Here is a 16,683-nt window from a genome sequence, read left to right as displayed (position 1 = left end):
CCTTTTAGTTGCTATTAGTGAAGTTTTGGTGGGTATCCAGCATTAAGAACAGTCATCACAACAAACCATCCGAAGATTGCTGCTGTACCTAGGTTGAAAACAACACCTAGAAGATTTTTTTCTTTAATTGCTTGGAATGTACCAACTACGGCAAAAATAGCCACTAAACCGAAAATAACCATTAATAAATTCATTAAAAAGACACTCCTTTCGACATCAGAAAATGAATGTCGCAAACAATATTCCTCTTCTATTGTAAAACTTATTATGCCTTTTGTCGAGCGGAAAAAGTGACGTTTGTTTGAACTTCGTATACAATTTAAAAGATAAAGTGAAACTTCAATTCAGTGAGGATTTTTGCGCGTTCCTGACTGAGTATTAGTTGAATTTTACGGACAGTGTGGTTTTTCTCAAGTCTTGAGGTGGATGTCTTGTATCTGTACCTGTCGCTTTGCTTTCGGTACAATAAACATCTGTACCTGTCGCTTTGTTGTTGCTGCCGCTTCGCTTTCGCAACAGAAAACATCTGCTGACGCTTTGCTTTCGCACAGAATTCGGTACAATGAACATTGACGCTGCGCTACTGTCCGTTAATGCGGGATAAAGTTGATGGAGGTTTTAGAAATGAAATTAAGTACACGTACATATCCACTTGGGCCAATCCAAACAAACTGCTATATCGTGAGCAATAGAAGCAAACAATGTTTAATTTTTGACCCCGGTGAAGAGGGTGAGCGTTTAATTCGCGACATCAAGGCGAATCAATTAAAGCCACTCGCTATTTTTTTAACGCATACCCATTTTGACCATATTGGAGCAGTAAATGAGGTGCGTGATGCCTTTAACATACCTGTTTATGTGCATGAAAAGGAAGTGGCATGGCTGGCGGACCCGATGAAAAACGGTTCAGGTAAATATGCAGAGCTGCCAAATTACATTGTTGATGAGCCACAAGACGAGCATATTATTCGGGGCGAGCAAGTATTCACCATAGAAGATTTCACATTTAAAGCCGTATTTACACCAGGGCACTCACCAGGCAGTATTTCTTATATTTTTGAAGAGGGCGGCTTTGCCATTGTCGGTGATACATTGTTTGAGGGGAGTATCGGGCGTACAGATTTAATTGGTGGCTCAATGTCTGTCCTGTTGCAATCAATCCATGACAAGCTTTTGACATTACCAGAGGATACGATTATTTACCCAGGGCATGGTGATTACACAACGCCAGCTGCTGAAATGGAAGCAAATCCATTTTTGAATGGGTTTTAAGAGGGGGAGACTGTCTGAACTGCAGATAGTCTCCTTGCTTTTAGTTTGATTGAGCGAATTTGGTTGATGGATGAGCGATTTCCGATATTGGATGAGCGAATATCAAGGTTTGATGAGCGAATTTGCCGCTTCGTTGAGCGAATCATTACTTTTGAACTAACAACCTATTAGCAGAAATGCTAAACAAATGATGGATCGTTTTTTCATCGTAATTCCCCCTAGCCCATTAGACGGCTAACAAGAGGGCGTGTTACAAAAACAATAAATAAAAAAGCGCGGACGAATTTGTCCACGCTTGCATCCTAACTATTTATTAGTGAGGCTTTAATTGAGCGATTAATGTCCTGCGCCAGGTGTGTGCATAAATGTTGTGTAGTATGTGAACCCTGCGAAGAAAATCGTTAAATAAGCACCGAAAATGTACATATACATGCGCTCTGAAAGGTTTAAGAAGCCTAATAATAAGAATAATCCAGTATTACCTAAGAATAATAGCGAAACCTCATACATATCACCTAAGTAGAATAAAACAGTGAAAATACCTGTCCAGAATGCCATAACTTTATACATATTGCTCATGTGTAATTCCCCTCCTTCTATATACAGATACAATCTTCTCCAATCCATTATAAATGATTACACTGGAGAAAGTAAACTGGAACTTCCATATTCTTTGTGACAAAGAAGTGTACATTTTTCTTGGGAATGTACCAAGCTATTTATTATGTTAACCAAAATTGACAGTGATGAAACATGTTGTCTGGATAACAGTGTGTAAAAGTTAAAGCGTGTACAAAAAAAGTCAAAATTTAAAATATCGATTTAAAAAAGTAGGTCAAAAATTTATTTTAGCAAAACGGCTTTTCAACTGCTTTTTTCCTTTCTATAATGGCGCTAAGATAGCTAGTTAGCGAAAAATAGAAAGCGAGGTGTAATTACATGGAAACAGAATCGATTGTTGTAAGAAAAAGTGAGCAATTGATTGAGGAGGCATTAGCCTTTAGTGCATCAGATATCCATTTGTCCCCAGCAAACGGCTGTTACAGCATTGTTTTTCGAAAGTATGGAAAAATGTATGTCAAAGGAGAGCTTCCACAAGAGTTAGCTATGAGAATTATTACGTATTATAAATTCTTATCCGCGCTCGACATAAGCGAAAAACGAAAGCCTCAAAGTGGTGCATTTCAAAAAGAAATTGCACAAACTGTTTATGCCTTTCGGATATCGACATTACCTTCTGTTTTAGGGAAGGAAAGTCTAATTATACGTATTCTAGAGCAAAATATAACTTTGCCATTTATAGAGCTGAGCTATGATGCAGCCATGGCGGGGAAAATTGAACAGCTTGTGCAGCATAGACAGGGAATGCTACTTTTCTGTGGCGCAACAGGTTCTGGCAAGTCCACATCCCTCTATTCTTTAATCCACTATTGTTGCACAGTGCTAAAGCGCCATGTCATTTCATTAGAAGACCCAGTTGAAAAAAATTATGAGCAAATTGTACAAATCCAAGTGAATGAGCGTGCTGGTGTTACGTATGCAGAAGGCTTAAGGGCTATTTTGCGCCATTCTCCTGATGTGATTATGATTGGCGAAATTCGCGACACGGAAACAGCCAAAATTGCTGTTCAAGCTGCATTAAGTGGTCATTTAGTGTTATCCACTGTTCATGCTAAAAATACGGTAAATTGCTTATATCGATTAATGGATTTAGGCATATCACTAGATGAATTAAGGCAGGCAACGGTGGGTATTATTGCACAGATGCTTATTGAAACAGGGATAGAGGATGAACGCAAAGCAATATTTGAGCTTTTAAGTGATGTTCAGCTATATGAGGCATTTTCTGCGCTAGCGCGTAGTAAAGTTTATTCACTTCAGTATCAGCACACATTAGAGCATCAACGTTATTTGTTGGAAGGGCAATCTTATGCAAACTTTACGCATTCATAATAGCCTTGTAAAATTCGCTATTCGTAAGAGAATTCGAGTGAAACGGCTTCCTGAATTAATCACGCGGATGAGCCAACTATTGCAAGAAGGATACACATTCCATGATTGTATGACGATGTTATTGCCTTATCATGTGAAAGATTATGACTATTGGCAGAAGCTAATAGATAGCTGTTTTCAAAAAGGGCAGAGCGTCACATTTATATTACGACAATTAGGCGTAAGACCACAATTTTTAATTGCTATTCAGCTAGCAGAAACAACAGGGCAGCTAGCTGATACATTACAAGTCGTTGCGCAGCAAATGGTGTTTCAAGAAAAAATGAAGCAGCGCTTTACAAAAATCTTAATATACCCAATCCTTCTATTCACTTTTATCATTTCACTCTTTATTGCTTTTCGCCTCTATTTTTTACCTACAATCGAACAAATGCTACATTCTAGAACGACGAAAGCTGAAAATTCGACTATTCAATGGACAAAATTTTTTCTGCACGTACCAGACTACTTTATTATTTTCGCATGTTGCCTGCTTACCATAATCGTTATTATTTTAATTTACATTCGACGAAAGAGGGTGGATTTACAACTTTATATTTTAATGAAAATACCGATTTTGCGTTATTTATGGCGCTTGCTTATGACGAGGCAATTTGCGCGGTCACTAGGTGATTTATTAGTGAGTGGCATGTCATTGCAACAATCGCTCTTCTATTTGGAGCAGCAACAGCTTCAACCACAGCTTGCTTATATGGCGCGATGTATTCATGAGCGTATTATTTATGGCGATAGTTTAGCGCGTACGATTTTACTAATTGGCTTTTTCTTTCCACGTTTTGAACAATTTGTTGATCACGGAGAAAAAAGTGGACTGCTTGGTCGAGAATTGTTAATTTATGCAGAATTACTTGACCAAAAGTTAGAAAATACGATGCAAAATGCAATGCAACTTATCCAGCCTATCCTATTTTTAGTCATTGCAACATGTATTATTGCAGCTTACTTAAGCATTTTATTACCAATGTATAAAATGCTGGAAGTTATTTGAGGAGGAGAGGAAGATGAAAAACGAAAAAGGCTTTACTTTAGTGGAAATGCTTATTGTATTACTAATCGTTTCAGTTTTGATTCTGGTTACTATACCGAATATTACGAAGCACTTCGCTTCAATTGACGACAAAGGATGTTCCGCCTATATAACAATGATTCAAGGTCAGGTAGAGGCGTATAAAATCGATCATATGACAACACCGACAGTGCAAGATTTATTTAGTGAAAATTATATAGAAAGTGAGGAGGCAAGATGCCCGAGTGGTGAGCTTGTCACAATCAGCGCGGAAGGGAAAGTGATGCGAATGGAAAATAGTGATGGGGGATGAGCGTGGTTTCACTTTTATCGAAATGCTGTTCGTACTAGCGGTTGTATCATTGCTTAGCTTTTTCGTTGTCACTTTTTCTTTTCGACAAATGCAATTAAGCGTTTATGAGCAAACGATACAACAGTTTGAGTTAGATTTAATTGAAATGCAAGCATTGTCCATAAATAATGGATTGACCGCAAGATGCTGGATTGCTGAAGGGAAGGAATTTCAGTGCTTTCAGCGCTATGGAGAATTGCTGATTTCACGTCAACTACCAGAAAATATGCGCATTAATATTTACACGACAAATACGCGAATTGAATTTAATGGCCATGGTACGATTATTAATTTTGGAAAAGTAGAGTTTGTCATGGGAGATCGACGAATGATGTATTCAATTAATTTAGGAAGGGGGAGAATGCGTCTTCTTTCAGAACAGTAAAGGCTTTTCACTCGTAGATACTTTGGTAGGATTAGTAATTATCTTTTTTCTTGCAAGTACACTGTTACCTTTAAGCACTTATTTGCAAGGAAATTTATACAATAAAAAATTGGAGCTTCATGCCAGTGAAGTCGCATTAAATGGTGCTCGTGCGCTACAACTACACCAGATGACAAGCGGCGAGATGACAATTCAAAATGTCACGTATGATTGGTATTACAGTGCTGGCGAAATATGCGTTGATTTTCATAATATAAAGGAGAAGCGTCGAAAATGCATAGGCTTGTGAAAATGATGAAGAATCAACGGGGCTTTACATTTTTAGAGGCATTATTTCAGCTTGTGGCCTTGTTGTTGTTGGCGAAGCTTTTATTGCTAATGATTTTATATATGTCACCTCTTTATCAAAATAATTTTGTACAGGAAGCAGCATGGGAAATGTTTATTGTCGATTTACAAAATTTCATGGTACAAGCTGACGAGGTTGCAATTCGTAATGGAGGAGCTGAAATCCTTATTGCGCAAGGAAATATAAGGCGTTCTATTAGTAAATCGAATGAGACGATTCGCATGCGATTAAATGCAGGCAATGAAATATTATTTGTAGGTATACAATCTTTAAATTTTAGAAAAATCAATAACGAACTTGTGCTAAATGTCGAATTGACGGATGGCACAATAGAGGAGAGAACATTTATTGTCCCATCTGAAAAATGAACGCGGCGCGCTATTTCCTATTGCGATTATCTTGTTATTTCTTATCACAGGGCTATGCATTACATACGCTGCAAATTATCAATCTAAGTTAAATGCGTATAGTTTGTCGGGAATTTCACGTCCCCCTCGGTATATCAATGCTTTAAAGGGTACAAAATTGAGTGTACCCCAATTTGTACCCCGTTTTAATCTTCTAAAGTAAAATCTCGTTAAATAATTGTACAGTTTCTTCTTCAACTCTCGCCAAAGAATGTGCATATACAGCCTCTACCGTCGCTGGATGGTCTCCAATTATTTTTGCCACTGTAATCGTCGGAATTTTATTTGCAATCAATATAGACGTAAAAGTATGTCTTAATCCATGCGGAGTAATCCGAGGCAGCTCGGTTTCTTTTAAAATTTCCTCTAATGCATCATTTACATAACCAGGCCCTATTTCAGTTAAGTGGTAGCGGTCTATAAAAACATAGTCGTCATTTTCGAGAGTCATATTTTTTGACCATTTTTTTTCGATACACCATGTTTTATATTTTTTTAATTGATTTATTAAAATAGGGTTAACATTGATTGTCCTATAGCCATTTTTGGATTTAGGAGGTCCTACTTTTTTTCTGACGCGCGCTCGATCTATCGTTATGGTACATTTTTTAAAATCGATATCGCTCCACCTTAAACCACATAATTCGCCTTTACGTATACCCGATAACGCTAAAGTTAAAATTGCCGTATAATAGGTTGTCGGGTCATACTTTTTGGAGGCTAGTAAAAGTTCTTTTAATTGTTCCTCATCGTAAAAATTGTCTTTCTTTTTTTCTTCTGTACCAAAATCCAAACTTGTAACAAAATTCTCTTTTATAACACGTTCTGTTACTGCGTAATTTAATGCAGATATTACAGTGCGTGTTATATTTTTTACAGTCGTCCTCGAAAATCCATTCTGGAAAAGTTTGTTTACTAGATTTCGTTGCATAACCATATTAGTTAATTGAGCTAATTTGTATTTCCCAATTAAAGGGCGTATATGATTTTCGAGCCTTCCTTCATACACTTCCACCGTCCCAGGTCGCCAGCTATCCTTTTTTACATCTATCCATGTTTCAATCCAACTAGCAATAGTGATATTTTCGGATTCTACGAAACTTTCTTGACTATTCAAAATAGCGGCTTGTACTTCGATTAAAGCGCGTTCCGCATCTTTTAATGTGTCAAAGTCTTGTTTAGTTTTTTCGCGACGGTGTTTTAATTTGTCGTAATATTTGTACCTGTACGCGTATTTAATTGATCCACAGCCATCAACATACTTATAAATACAATCTTTTTTTGTTTTCTCCATTTTGTATCTTGCCATGATTACCTCTTTCTCACGGGCAGGTGCTATTGGGGTAATCTTTTGCATCACTCCTTTCAAATTGAGAATGTACGTTCTTTTTATGATGTAAAGAAAAGGTGTAGCTGGTACACCTTTATTCGTTCGGCATTAGTATGTATAGCCGTATGCACTCCAAAACTCACTAAAATCTTCTTTATTCATGCTTCCAATAAATCTTTTTGTTTGAGAATCCAATTGTTCCCATATGCCAGATCTAATATGATAGGCTGTGGACATTGCATAGAACTTATAAGCATCAACACTATCTAAGTCTTCCCACTTATCGAAGTCCACTTTAGTTAAAGTGTTTTTATCAAAATAGACAGAGGTAGCAATAAGGTCGTTATTCCCTGTAACTATTACGATATTATCGTAGTCATAGTCACTTAACACTTTTAGTATATCCATAGCAACAGAAGGGAAGCCTAATTTTTGAGCAATAAATGATTCGTTACTAAGAGCACTTGTAGTTTCGTAAACAACCGCAATAGAATTATCCTCAATTATAATTTTAGGCTTTGTTAATGATTTGATTTCAGATATGACCTTTTCCATTTCTTCTATTTTTACTAAACGGCTAGAATTTGCAAGAAGGTTTTCAAATGCTTCTTTGTTCTTATCTGATATATTCAGCGTGTAATCTTTATTTAAATCGTATAAAATCTTAGCTCTTTTTTCCATATGTTCTTTCCAATTATTTTGAAAAATCGGGGAATTTGCGCTTTGTCCATTCATCTTTATTTTGATGAGTTCCAAACTCCGTCTATAACTATCATAAAGTGCATATAGGTGAAAATCTTTAAATTCTTCCGCATCGTATTTGACCAACTCATTCAATTCTAATTCAACAGCTTTCTCTAATTCTTCTACTGTAACTTCTTTTGGGAGTTGGTCAGCATAGTCCCATCTTTTTTCAAGTCCTGTTGTAATTTTTTCTATAGCTTCCTCATCAACTTTATTACCACAACCAGTTAAAACTAATAGTAGTGCAAGTGGTAAAATAAGGTAAGTGATTTTTTTCAATTAAAATCATCCTTCCAAATTTAAAATTATGTTCCGTACTGCTGTTTAGGTTTCTCAACCCATTCAAACAATTCGATTACGCCAAGTGGTTCAAAACAGATTGTGAAATTATCAATTGATACGGATAAACCGTATTTACTTGTATACCATTCTAAGGCATCGTCTAAAAAGTTTTCTGTTACATTTAAATAGTCTGCTAACTCATATCGGTTTGCTATATGTAACTTATGGGCTTGTATGATTTTATGCAATGGTACAAGCTTTTTGTATGCCCAACGGCGAGCGTTAAGCTCTTGTTTAAGACTAACTACATTCTTTAAGTCGAGTATATCCCCCGAGCTAGTATGGTAGTGCCCCATTTCTTCGGCAAGGACGCAAGCCTTTTCGATTTGCGAGGGTATGTGTTTATTAATCCATATAACATTGTCTGCATAAAGCCCTTTTGTAGAATAGGGCATCCACTTTTCAAAAATACGAATGTCTAATTGATCAGCTTCATACATTAAATTTTCATAAAGCAACATCCGTATCACTCCTTATTTTTCCTTTGAGATCGAACAAATGCTTTAAACTCTTCAATGGTTTTTAATTCTTCTTCTGTCCATTCTTCGCCTTCTTTGTGAGCCGCAATGGTTTGTATTTCGTATTGGTCAGAAGGGTTTTTATTGTCAGTACGACCAAGCAAGTAATCAACAGAAACATTATATAAAGTAGCTAATTTACTTAAAGTTTCATGGTCAGGACTCCGTTTATCTATCTCATACGCTGTATATGCGGGTCTAGTTACACCAAGGTAATCAGCGACATCCTGTTGCGTTTTCCCGAATTCTTTACGTAACGACTTTAAACGAATACTTAACATTTAACACACCTCCCTATATATGTATTCTAACGTAACAATGCGTTACTTAAAATGTTATGTAACAAAATGAAACATTTTATTTTTAAATAGTTGACAATGTAACGATATGATACTATAGTTAAAGTAACAAATCGTTACAAGGCGGTGATAACGTGAGAACTTGGTTAAAAGAAATTAGGATGCAAAAAGGCTACACACAAGAATTTATTGCTGACAATGCAGAAATCGAAAGAGCCTATTACACAATGATTGAACAAGGTAATCGCAACCCGAGTGTAGCAGTAGCTAAGAGCATAGCTGCATGTCTAGGCTTTGATTGGACACTTTTTTTTGAAGATAAATGTAACGAAATGACACATTTGAGCTTGTCTTAAAAGTTCATTAACCCTACACAATTGAAAAGAGGTGAGAAAATGAAACAACAAGCCAACACGGAATCTCTCGAAGATCCAATCGTTTACGAAATTGAAGATTTAATAAAAATTACTAGATTCAAAGAAGACAAGTTAAAAGAATATTTTTTACACGACCCTCGCATTTCCATGTGGCAAAGGCAAGCAAAGGAACGAGGAAAACGTGTGTGGCTTGCGAAAGAAACACGTGCAGCTATCGAAGAAATATTCAAATATGAATGGCAATGAAAAAATTATGCACGGGCAGGTGCAAAGATAGGTAATGACATTCAAGATAACTTGCTTCTGAAATAAGATTAATAGCTTTTGCAAATTATTAGTAGTCTATTTTCGACTATAGTTCATTTCTGACTTTCGAGAGGGGGTGAAGGTAATGAAAACTTTGTCCCTAGATTTTCCAAAGTTACTTAAAAAATTTAGGAAAGACGCCAAGTTGACACAAGAAGAGGTAGCATATCAACTCAACATAACACAGTCGCACGTTAGTAAATACGAACAAGGACGTAAAATCGTGGATCTCGAAACGTTCTTGCGTTGGGTACAAATAACGAACTGCGAAGCACATGCAGCAGCAATTGTATTTGGTGCAGATGTAATTATGCAAGCCAGCCAATTAATCTCGATTGTGCCAGCATTCATTACTAATTTTCAATTTTTTATGTGAGGTGAAGGGGTATGACATTAGACGAATACCGCGCGGAGTTAGCGCATCTGCAACAAATGTACAGTAACACTAACTGTAAACGTTGTCGTATACGCTTACTCGACAGAATCTATGTGACAAGAGAAGCGATTATCGATCACTATAGACACGATGCATTAATAGAATCATTAGAACAACGTGGAGTTGCAGCGAAGGTTGTGAAACGCTTCAAGATCGAGAAATCGATTGGACCAAACGGGGAGGCGGTGAAGGCAGTTGTTAAAGTGGATGCTTGACTATTTTTTCATGATAGACGACTGGCGGGAGTTAAGCGATACAGATTTAGCGTATTTAGGTTTGTTAACACTAGCTGTTGTGTTTTCACTTGCGCTGATTATAGCTCTGTGGTAGGTGGTGATGAAAGTGGAAGCAATTGAAGTTACGTATGACAAACAAGGTAGGATGAATTACCATCCTGAATATCATTTTGCACATGGGAAGCCATTTGAAGAAAAAGAGCTAGAATACCTATGCAAATTTTATGAGTCAGATGGAGCCGCGAATATTTCTTTTGCGCTTGGCCGGACAGAAAGTACATTACGCGAAAAAGTTAGAGCGTTAAAGATAAACGATTTATTTGAACACTATAAGAATCTAAATAAACATTGGTAAGGAGGAAGCGCATGTTAAAAGTTAACGGGTCAGCCATTACAAAGGGACCATATACAGTATGTTTACCACTGGACGAGGCGGTATATGAAGCCATGTCAACTGAAGAAGCACGAGTGTTAATCAGCGAGGCAATAAAGTCGCAAACGCATAGGGATGTACAGGTGAGTCATGTCAATATCTATGATTACGAAGAAGTTGAAGAAATTAACGCATTACAAGCGATAAATCACTATTTAGTGCAAGGGGAGCGAGTGGATGGCGTATTACATCACATCGTTACGAGCGAGATTAATAGGTTACAAGAAATGCTAGAAGGAAATGACGGTATGAGTGTACGAGAAATCAGAGCACAGTTTGTAGATCTGCATCGTCAGCTGTTAGCTTCTCAAAATGAAAAACTACGCAAAGCATTGGCAGGTGAATCCAATGATTAGATTTATCCAAAAGTTTTTTAGTAGGTGGACAAGCCTCACAACTAAACAAAGGCTTGTATGTATATCAAATTGTATAAAAAAATAGCCGCCCAATCGGATGCAACGATTAAACGGCGACTAACATATACAAGTCTATTATAACACAAAATCAGACGTTTGCGAGAACTATCTCGCTCTCGTCAAGCAGTCTATAAAGTCCTCCTCGCAGGTTGGTTACCTGCTTGTAGGCTGCTTGATGGGAAGACCATCGGGAAGGTGGTGGAATGATGCAAAAAGCAGCACATACACATTGTGGTGAGTGTCGTCAGAGATTTTCAGCAGGAGAGATAGTCTATTACACATGGTACGAAAACGACACGTTTTACAGCAACTGTAAAGCTAAATTAAACACGTTGGTGTCGGTTGAATACTTGGACTGGCAACAACGCATTGCAAAAAAGAAAGCAGGTGAAATTATGTCTATTCATGAGAAATTGCGATTGGCAAACGATGTCATTAAGAAATACGACATTGAGAAAAATGTGCTACGTGTCACAGTGGATAATGTGGCAATTGTAGAAATTTTAATAGACGATGAGAGTTTAATCGTCTCGCTTGAAGGAGTGCAAACCGAAAATCTTATAGGGGGTAGGTTTAATAAAATGACAAGAGTTATTGTCGACAATGTGGATATTCGCGCGTTTCATAATTAAAACCTAACGCTGGCACGCTAGGTTTTAAGGTCATACGCAAAACTTATGTAACGCTATTGTAGCGTATGGCCGCCTTTAAATCAAGAGAGGAGGCAACAATATGGTTTTTTCGGACAATAACACGAATATTTCGGCTGCACTTGCGAAATCGTGGGCAGCTATTCAAACGCCCAAGCACAATAAAACGGTGCAAGTAAGGACAAAAAACGGCGGCTCTTACACATTTGAATATACGGACTTCGCAGGAATCTTAGAAGCTGTAAGAGCTATCTTTGTAGAAAACAAGTTAACTATTATGCAAAACAGCTATACACAAATGGAACATGACAAAATTTTCGCTTGTGTAGAAACGATTATCCTGCATGAGTCAGGCGAATTTGCAAAATCTTATCCACTCAAATTCCCAGCTGCTAGCAGTATGCAAGATTTTGGTGGACAGATTACCTACATGAAGCGTTACAGCCTAGCTGCGATGCTTGGTATTGCGACGGAAAAAGACGATGATGCAAATGGTGCGAGTGGCAACGACTATCAATATGTACAAGAGCCGCCACGTCAGCAGACGCCACCGCAACAACAGGGGACACAACAACCGACAGGGCTTATCACACAAAAGCAAATGCAACGCTTAGATAAGGTGTTATTACCGCTTGCAGAGTCGCAAGGCATTAAGGCAGATACACTTTACAACAATAGCCTACAAAAGTGTAATATCGCTCAAAAATTGTCTAATCAATTGACGACGCAAGAGGCAAGTTTATTAATTAAATATTTGGATGGTGTAGCGGTAAAAGTAGCTGAAATGGCACAAAAAGAAGCACAGGCACCACAAGAGCCTGCTGAGCCAGCTCATACGCAACAGTCTGACAAAATCACACCAGGGCAATATAAGGACCTAAAAGGTGTGCTTAACGCGGCAAGTACCCGTACAAAAATGGACAAAGATGGTGTCATGTACTATGCCAAGATGCAACTCGGTATAGAGGATGCTATTTTGATAGACAATTTGACGCAAGAACAAGCAAATAAAATGATTGATTTTATTTCAAGGATTCCAGCAGCAAATACGGGAGGAGCATAGTTTATGAAAATGACAGGAAACTATAATCGAAAGGTGATTCAAGCTCTTACAACAGAGGGCTTGAATCATAAAATAGCCGATAGCGAAAAGCGCGGCTGGCAAGTAAGCGGAGAAATGAGACAGCTATTAAACGGACATTGGATGTGCCTAATGGTCAAAAACAAGCAGTAGTAAGGGAGGGGCTTCCTCGTGAAGAACATCGTAAGAGTAGAAAAAAACAAGGACTACACAATCATTAACAACACATCATTGTATGATGAACGTCTCAGCTGGAAGGCAAAAGCAATTCATGTATTTATGTTGTCTAAGCCGGACGATTGGACGTTTCATAATATCGAGTTGATGAAATGGGCGAAGGATGGTAGAGATGCCTTTGCCTCAGGGCTGAAAGAGCTGAAAAATTACGGTTATATCAAAAAAGAACGACGACGAGGCGCAAATGGCGAATTTGAATGGGTAACGGTCGTGTACGAAGTGCCAACTTTAACAGAGCCGGAGGAATTGGATGATGCACACAATCCACCATCCCCTGATTTACCATGTACGGAAAACCCGTCTATGGATAAACCATCAACGGAAAACCCGTATACGGAAAATCCGTTAACGGGAAAACCGTCTACGGAAAACCCGCAACTACTAAGTACTGATATACCAAGTACTGAATTACTAAGTACTAATAAACTAAGTACTGAATTAAAAAATATTAATAAAGATGATGAAGAAGAGGTTTCGCCTGCACCAGCAAAGCCAAAGGAAAATGCCTTCACATTTTATCAAGCAAATGGTTTTGGTGCTCTAGGTTCGCATATCAGCGAAAAGGTAGGTGCTTGGATTGATGATATGGGGGACGAGCTTGTTATTCACGCTATGAAGCTGGCAATTGAGAATGGTGCCGTTCGCTGGAATTACGTAGAAAGCATCTTGCGTGGTTGGTCACAAAAGCAGATAAAGACTGTTGAGCAGGCAGAAGCCGAAAAGCTACGCTTTGCAGCTGAAAAAAGTAAGCAACAAGCACAAAGGCGCCCAGGGAACTTCGGACGCAAGGTTGAGATTGTGCCGGAATGGATGCATAAGGAGCAAAAGCCTTCTGCAGCTCTTGAAGTACCCAGTCCTTTGAACAATGAAAATACAGACATTGACGCAGAGTATCAAAAACTACTTGCAGAGTTTAGAAGGACTGATTCGGGGGAGGCGAGAGAATGAAAAAGCCTTACAGAAATGTGTTTCCGTCCTTAACGGCTCTTTTTGAACAATATGCTATGCCATGTGAGCAAATCGTTTATGAGGGTAAATCATACAGGTTTGTTGAAACGTTAGAAGAAGCAGATGAATGCATAGACGTTTATCACAACAAAGAAGATCAACACTTTGTAAAAATTCATTTGGCTAGCAATAAGCCGTACTATATCGATACTTATTACCATGTTGAAGAGTGTCATGCGACAGTGTAAACGGTGCGGCCGCGCATTACGCAACGGTAAATCAATGGAGCGTGGTTATGGTCTTACTTGTTGGCAACATCACTTGGACGAGCTAGAACAGCAGTTTTTGAAAATCCAACTAACGATAGACGACATAATGAAAATGGATCAGGAGGAGCAGACAGATGTATAAAGCAGTGAACAAACCAAAATCAGTATCGCATGCCAACAGAGGCAAGCACCTAGAACGCCTTATTGACATGTCGAATACCAAGTACCGCAATGCAGGTATCGCAGATATACGCAAAATCCCGACGCCTGTGCAAATTACGAAGTCACTCGGAAATCGAGTAGAGGGGCGCAAGGAAAAAGCGGAATGGGTGGATTATGCAGGAGTCTGCAATGGACGAGCAATCGTGTTTGATGCAAAAGAAATCAAGGGCAAGAGCTTCCCACTCAAGAACTTACATGACCACCAATATGAGCTTCTTTGCTCATGGTATAACAAGGGCGCCCTTGTCTTCTTGTTAGTCTATTTTTCGGACATCCAAAAGTTTTATCGATTACAATTTCCAAGCTTAGAAGAGTATTGGTTGGCTGCTAAAGTTGGTGAACGCAAATCGATCCCGCTAGAAACTTTTGAACGACAAGCGTTTGAAGTGAAGTCGGTTGACGGCTACGCATTACATTATTTATTGCCATTCATTTGAGTGAGGTGAATGAACATGTTAGTCGCACGAGGATGGTTACTACAGTGTGTACTTAAAAAACCGTCCTGACCATGCACCGGTAGGCTCATATCTTACTAACTTTTTTGAGGTAATAGCGCCTTATGAGGGAACCGTGAAGGTGAACGATGTAACAGAAATTAAGCGAAAAATAACGCAATCGGTGAACGATATGCCAAAAATGTCGCAAAAAGTATCGAGAAATCAAGAATATGAACAATTGAGCTTGTTTTAAAGAAGTCGAAACAATCGAAGATTTTATTACTGAGGAGGAAGCGGTATGGGGGAATTACAAGTAATTGAACAAAAAATGGTGCCGTTTGGTGATGTAGACCTTTTAGCTGTAAAAATGACGAATGGGAAAATTTATGCAGCGGTTAAATGGGTTTGCGAAGGAATTGGGCTAAGTGAGGGGCAGCAAAAAGCAGAACGTAAGAAAGTGCAAGAAGATTTAGTACTTTCGAAAGGGGGACGAAATTTCAACCTCCCTACAAATGGTGGTGTACAAGAAGTTTCGTGTATCGAGTTAGATTTCCTTCCGTTGTGGCTAGCGAAAATTTCAATCACACCATTAATGCAGCAAACGAACCCTGTAGCTGTTAAAAATCTAGTGAACTATCAACTGAAAGCGAAAGATGTATTAGCCGAGGCCTTTTTGAGTAGCCCAAAGCTATTGACTGAACGAGAGCAATTAAAAGCTTCTATGCGATTATCGCTGGAAATGTCCGAAGAGGTGGAAGCGCTCAAGGGAGAAGTCAGCGAAATGAAAGAAGATGTCGAGCACCTTAAAGACAACATCTTTATCAACAGTTCACAAGCGAAGGCTATCCGCCGAAAAGTGGGCGAAAACGTGTATGAGGCATTAGGCGGCAAAGAAACTAACGCTTTCAAACGATTAAAGGCGAAAACATTTGCCGCGTGCTGGCGTGAGTTCCGCAATTATTTTGACATCAGTGAGTACAGAGAGCTACCACGCATTAGATTTGAGGATGCCATGCGTTTTCTGATCGCTTGGCAACCTAACACCGAATTGCGCTTAGAAATTGAACACTATAATACTCAATTACAATTGCATTTGGTGAAGTAGTTTTTAAATGAATTGGAGGAAAAGGACAAATGAAAGCTATCACAATTACACAACCTTGGGCTTCGCTAATTGCCCTTGGCGAAAAGCAATTTGAAACGCGCGGCTGGTCAACGAGTCATCGTGGGAAAATAGCCATCCATGCTGGTAAGAAGGTAAATGAGGAAGCATTCGAGGATTTCAAAGCCATCTTTAGAAAGCATGGCATTACATCGGCTAAAGAGCTACTGACAGGCGCTGTTATTGCTACAGCTAATTTAGTAGAGTGCCATAAAGTTACATCTGAAGATTATGAGCAAGCTATGGCTGTCACAACAGGCCCAAAAATTAGCGGACAGGAATATCGATTGGGTGATTATACACCACACCGCTATGCGTGGGAGGTTGATGGTGTACAGCACTTGCCAAAGCCCATACCAGCTAAAGGGAAGCTCAGTTTGTGGGAGTGGCAACAAAGCATTTGAACCATTTTGTATAGTACCAGGAGGTGATTGAATGATTGAAGAATTATGGCAT

28 protein-coding genes are annotated in these 16,683 nt (G+C 38.6%); 22 read left to right on the top strand and 6 right to left on the bottom strand.

Annotated elements, in window-relative coordinates; all coding sequences use genetic code 11:
* Window positions 1-14: 14 nt before the first annotated feature.
* A complete protein-coding gene (locus tag C9J34_RS18730) occupies window positions 15-194 on the bottom strand; it encodes a DUF2759 domain-containing protein (RefSeq protein ID WP_107841701.1) in 180 nt (59 codons plus the stop codon).
* A 430-nt stretch (window positions 195-624) separates the two neighbouring features.
* Here C9J34_RS18730 and C9J34_RS18725 point away from each other — a divergent pair, with 430 nt between their 5' ends.
* A complete protein-coding gene (locus tag C9J34_RS18725; protein ID WP_107841700.1) occupies window positions 625-1,272 on the top strand; it encodes an MBL fold metallo-hydrolase in 648 nt (215 codons plus the stop codon).
* A gap of 336 nt (window positions 1,273-1,608) precedes the next feature.
* On the opposite strand, the gene C9J34_RS18720 is transcribed toward C9J34_RS18725, so the two are convergent.
* Complete coding sequence (locus C9J34_RS18720) at window positions 1,609-1,851, bottom strand: DUF2626 family protein (protein WP_107841699.1); 243 nt, start codon at window positions 1,849-1,851, stop codon at window positions 1,609-1,611.
* A 360-nt stretch (window positions 1,852-2,211) separates the two neighbouring features.
* Here C9J34_RS18720 and comGA point away from each other — a divergent pair, with 360 nt between their 5' ends.
* From comGA to C9J34_RS18695, 5 genes are all read left to right on the top strand, one after another.
* A complete protein-coding gene (gene comGA, locus C9J34_RS18715) occupies window positions 2,212-3,225 on the top strand; it encodes a competence type IV pilus ATPase ComGA (RefSeq protein ID WP_107841698.1) in 1,014 nt (337 codons plus the stop codon).
* Window positions 3,203-4,273, top strand: coding sequence for a competence type IV pilus assembly protein ComGB (comGB, locus tag C9J34_RS18710; RefSeq protein ID WP_107841697.1), 1,071 nt, complete (start codon window positions 3,203-3,205; stop codon window positions 4,271-4,273). Before comGA ends, comGB begins: the two co-directional genes overlap by 23 nt.
* A gap of 13 nt (window positions 4,274-4,286) precedes the next feature.
* Window positions 4,287-4,604: a competence type IV pilus major pilin ComGC gene (gene comGC, locus C9J34_RS18705; protein ID WP_107841696.1), complete on the top strand. Its 318-nt coding sequence runs from the start codon at window positions 4,287-4,289 to the stop codon at window positions 4,602-4,604.
* A complete protein-coding gene (gene comGD / locus C9J34_RS18700) occupies window positions 4,594-5,028 on the top strand; it encodes a competence type IV pilus minor pilin ComGD (RefSeq protein ID WP_107841695.1) in 435 nt (144 codons plus the stop codon). The genes comGC and comGD overlap by 11 nt, the downstream gene beginning before the upstream one ends.
* Window positions 5,029-5,301: 273 nt before the next feature.
* On the top strand, window positions 5,302-5,745 hold the full coding sequence (locus C9J34_RS18695) for a competence type IV pilus minor pilin ComGF (RefSeq protein WP_107841694.1): 444 nt from the start codon (window positions 5,302-5,304) through the stop codon (window positions 5,743-5,745).
* 193 nt (window positions 5,746-5,938) lie between these two features.
* Here C9J34_RS18695 and C9J34_RS18685 read toward each other — a convergent pair whose 3' ends face one another.
* The 4 genes from C9J34_RS18685 to C9J34_RS18670 all read right to left on the bottom strand — a co-directional run bounded on the left by C9J34_RS18685 (window position 5,939) and on the right by C9J34_RS18670 (window position 8,999).
* The gene (locus C9J34_RS18685) at window positions 5,939-7,141 is read right to left on the bottom strand and encodes a tyrosine-type recombinase/integrase (RefSeq protein WP_107841692.1); all 1,203 of its coding nucleotides are present in this window, start codon (window positions 7,139-7,141) and stop codon (window positions 5,939-5,941) included.
* A gap of 81 nt (window positions 7,142-7,222) precedes the next feature.
* Window positions 7,223-8,137, bottom strand: coding sequence for a hypothetical protein (locus tag C9J34_RS18680; RefSeq protein ID WP_107841691.1), 915 nt, complete (start codon window positions 8,135-8,137; stop codon window positions 7,223-7,225).
* Window positions 8,138-8,163: 26 nt separating this feature from the next.
* Window positions 8,164-8,661, bottom strand: coding sequence for an ImmA/IrrE family metallo-endopeptidase (locus C9J34_RS18675; protein WP_338016217.1), 498 nt, complete (start codon window positions 8,659-8,661; stop codon window positions 8,164-8,166).
* Window positions 8,662-8,666: 5 nt separating this feature from the next.
* Window positions 8,667-8,999, bottom strand: coding sequence for a helix-turn-helix domain-containing protein (locus tag C9J34_RS18670; protein WP_107841690.1), 333 nt, complete (start codon window positions 8,997-8,999; stop codon window positions 8,667-8,669).
* Window positions 9,000-9,151: 152 nt separating this feature from the next.
* On the opposite strand from C9J34_RS18670, the gene C9J34_RS18665 reads away from it, so the two are divergent.
* The 16 genes from C9J34_RS18665 (at window position 9,152) to C9J34_RS18600 (ending at window position 16,631) form a co-directional block, all read left to right on the top strand.
* The gene (locus C9J34_RS18665) at window positions 9,152-9,373 is read left to right on the top strand and encodes a helix-turn-helix transcriptional regulator (protein ID WP_107841689.1); all 222 of its coding nucleotides are present in this window, start codon (window positions 9,152-9,154) and stop codon (window positions 9,371-9,373) included.
* Window positions 9,374-9,412: 39 nt separating this feature from the next.
* A complete protein-coding gene (locus tag C9J34_RS18660) occupies window positions 9,413-9,640 on the top strand; it encodes a hypothetical protein (RefSeq protein WP_107841688.1) in 228 nt (75 codons plus the stop codon).
* Window positions 9,641-9,785: 145 nt separating this feature from the next.
* Entirely contained in the window at window positions 9,786-10,076 is a 291-nt protein-coding gene (locus C9J34_RS18655; protein ID WP_107841687.1) for a helix-turn-helix domain-containing protein, read from the top strand.
* An 11-nt stretch (window positions 10,077-10,087) separates the two neighbouring features.
* Complete coding sequence (locus C9J34_RS18650) at window positions 10,088-10,351, top strand: hypothetical protein (protein ID WP_107841686.1); 264 nt, start codon at window positions 10,088-10,090, stop codon at window positions 10,349-10,351.
* Window positions 10,352-10,478: 127 nt separating this feature from the next.
* Window positions 10,479-10,727, top strand: coding sequence for a DNA-entry nuclease (locus C9J34_RS18645; RefSeq protein WP_238600709.1), 249 nt, complete (start codon window positions 10,479-10,481; stop codon window positions 10,725-10,727).
* A gap of 11 nt (window positions 10,728-10,738) precedes the next feature.
* On the top strand, window positions 10,739-11,161 hold the full coding sequence (locus C9J34_RS18640; protein ID WP_107841685.1) for a hypothetical protein: 423 nt from the start codon (window positions 10,739-10,741) through the stop codon (window positions 11,159-11,161).
* Between the two features lie 266 nt (window positions 11,162-11,427).
* Window positions 11,428-11,853 (top strand): hypothetical protein, encoded by a 426-nt coding sequence (locus tag C9J34_RS18635; RefSeq protein ID WP_107841684.1) that lies wholly within the window; start codon window positions 11,428-11,430, stop codon window positions 11,851-11,853.
* Window positions 11,854-11,953: 100 nt separating this feature from the next.
* Window positions 11,954-12,934: an ERF family protein gene (locus tag C9J34_RS18630; protein ID WP_107841683.1), complete on the top strand. Its 981-nt coding sequence runs from the start codon at window positions 11,954-11,956 to the stop codon at window positions 12,932-12,934.
* Between the two features lie 3 nt (window positions 12,935-12,937).
* Window positions 12,938-13,105, top strand: a complete 168-nt coding sequence (locus C9J34_RS22120) for a hypothetical protein (RefSeq protein ID WP_193769079.1) — start codon at window positions 12,938-12,940, stop codon at window positions 13,103-13,105.
* An 18-nt stretch (window positions 13,106-13,123) separates the two neighbouring features.
* Window positions 13,124-14,137: a DnaD domain-containing protein gene (locus tag C9J34_RS18625; protein ID WP_107841682.1), complete on the top strand. Its 1,014-nt coding sequence runs from the start codon at window positions 13,124-13,126 to the stop codon at window positions 14,135-14,137.
* Window positions 14,134-14,385 (top strand): hypothetical protein, encoded by a 252-nt coding sequence (locus C9J34_RS18620; protein WP_107841681.1) that lies wholly within the window; start codon window positions 14,134-14,136, stop codon window positions 14,383-14,385. The genes C9J34_RS18625 and C9J34_RS18620 overlap by 4 nt, the downstream gene beginning before the upstream one ends.
* A complete protein-coding gene (locus C9J34_RS22115) occupies window positions 14,372-14,548 on the top strand; it encodes a DUF6011 domain-containing protein (protein WP_193769078.1) in 177 nt (58 codons plus the stop codon). The genes C9J34_RS18620 and C9J34_RS22115 overlap by 14 nt, the downstream gene beginning before the upstream one ends.
* On the top strand, window positions 14,541-15,065 hold the full coding sequence (locus C9J34_RS18615; protein ID WP_107841680.1) for a Holliday junction resolvase RecU: 525 nt from the start codon (window positions 14,541-14,543) through the stop codon (window positions 15,063-15,065). Before C9J34_RS22115 ends, C9J34_RS18615 begins: the two co-directional genes overlap by 8 nt.
* Window positions 15,066-15,111: 46 nt before the next feature.
* Window positions 15,112-15,318: a hypothetical protein gene (locus C9J34_RS18610; RefSeq protein ID WP_107841679.1), complete on the top strand. Its 207-nt coding sequence runs from the start codon at window positions 15,112-15,114 to the stop codon at window positions 15,316-15,318.
* A 45-nt stretch (window positions 15,319-15,363) separates the two neighbouring features.
* The gene (locus C9J34_RS18605) at window positions 15,364-16,170 is read left to right on the top strand and encodes an ORF6C domain-containing protein (protein WP_107841678.1); all 807 of its coding nucleotides are present in this window, start codon (window positions 15,364-15,366) and stop codon (window positions 16,168-16,170) included.
* A gap of 29 nt (window positions 16,171-16,199) precedes the next feature.
* Window positions 16,200-16,631, top strand: a complete 432-nt coding sequence (locus C9J34_RS18600) for an ASCH domain-containing protein (protein WP_107841677.1) — start codon at window positions 16,200-16,202, stop codon at window positions 16,629-16,631.
* The last annotated feature ends 52 nt before the right edge of the window (window positions 16,632-16,683 follow it).

This window comes from Metasolibacillus meyeri, from assembly GCF_003049505.1.
Lineage (GTDB): Bacteria > Bacillota > Bacilli > Bacillales_A > Planococcaceae > Metasolibacillus > Metasolibacillus meyeri.
This window is presented reverse-complemented; position numbering and strand designations above follow the sequence as displayed.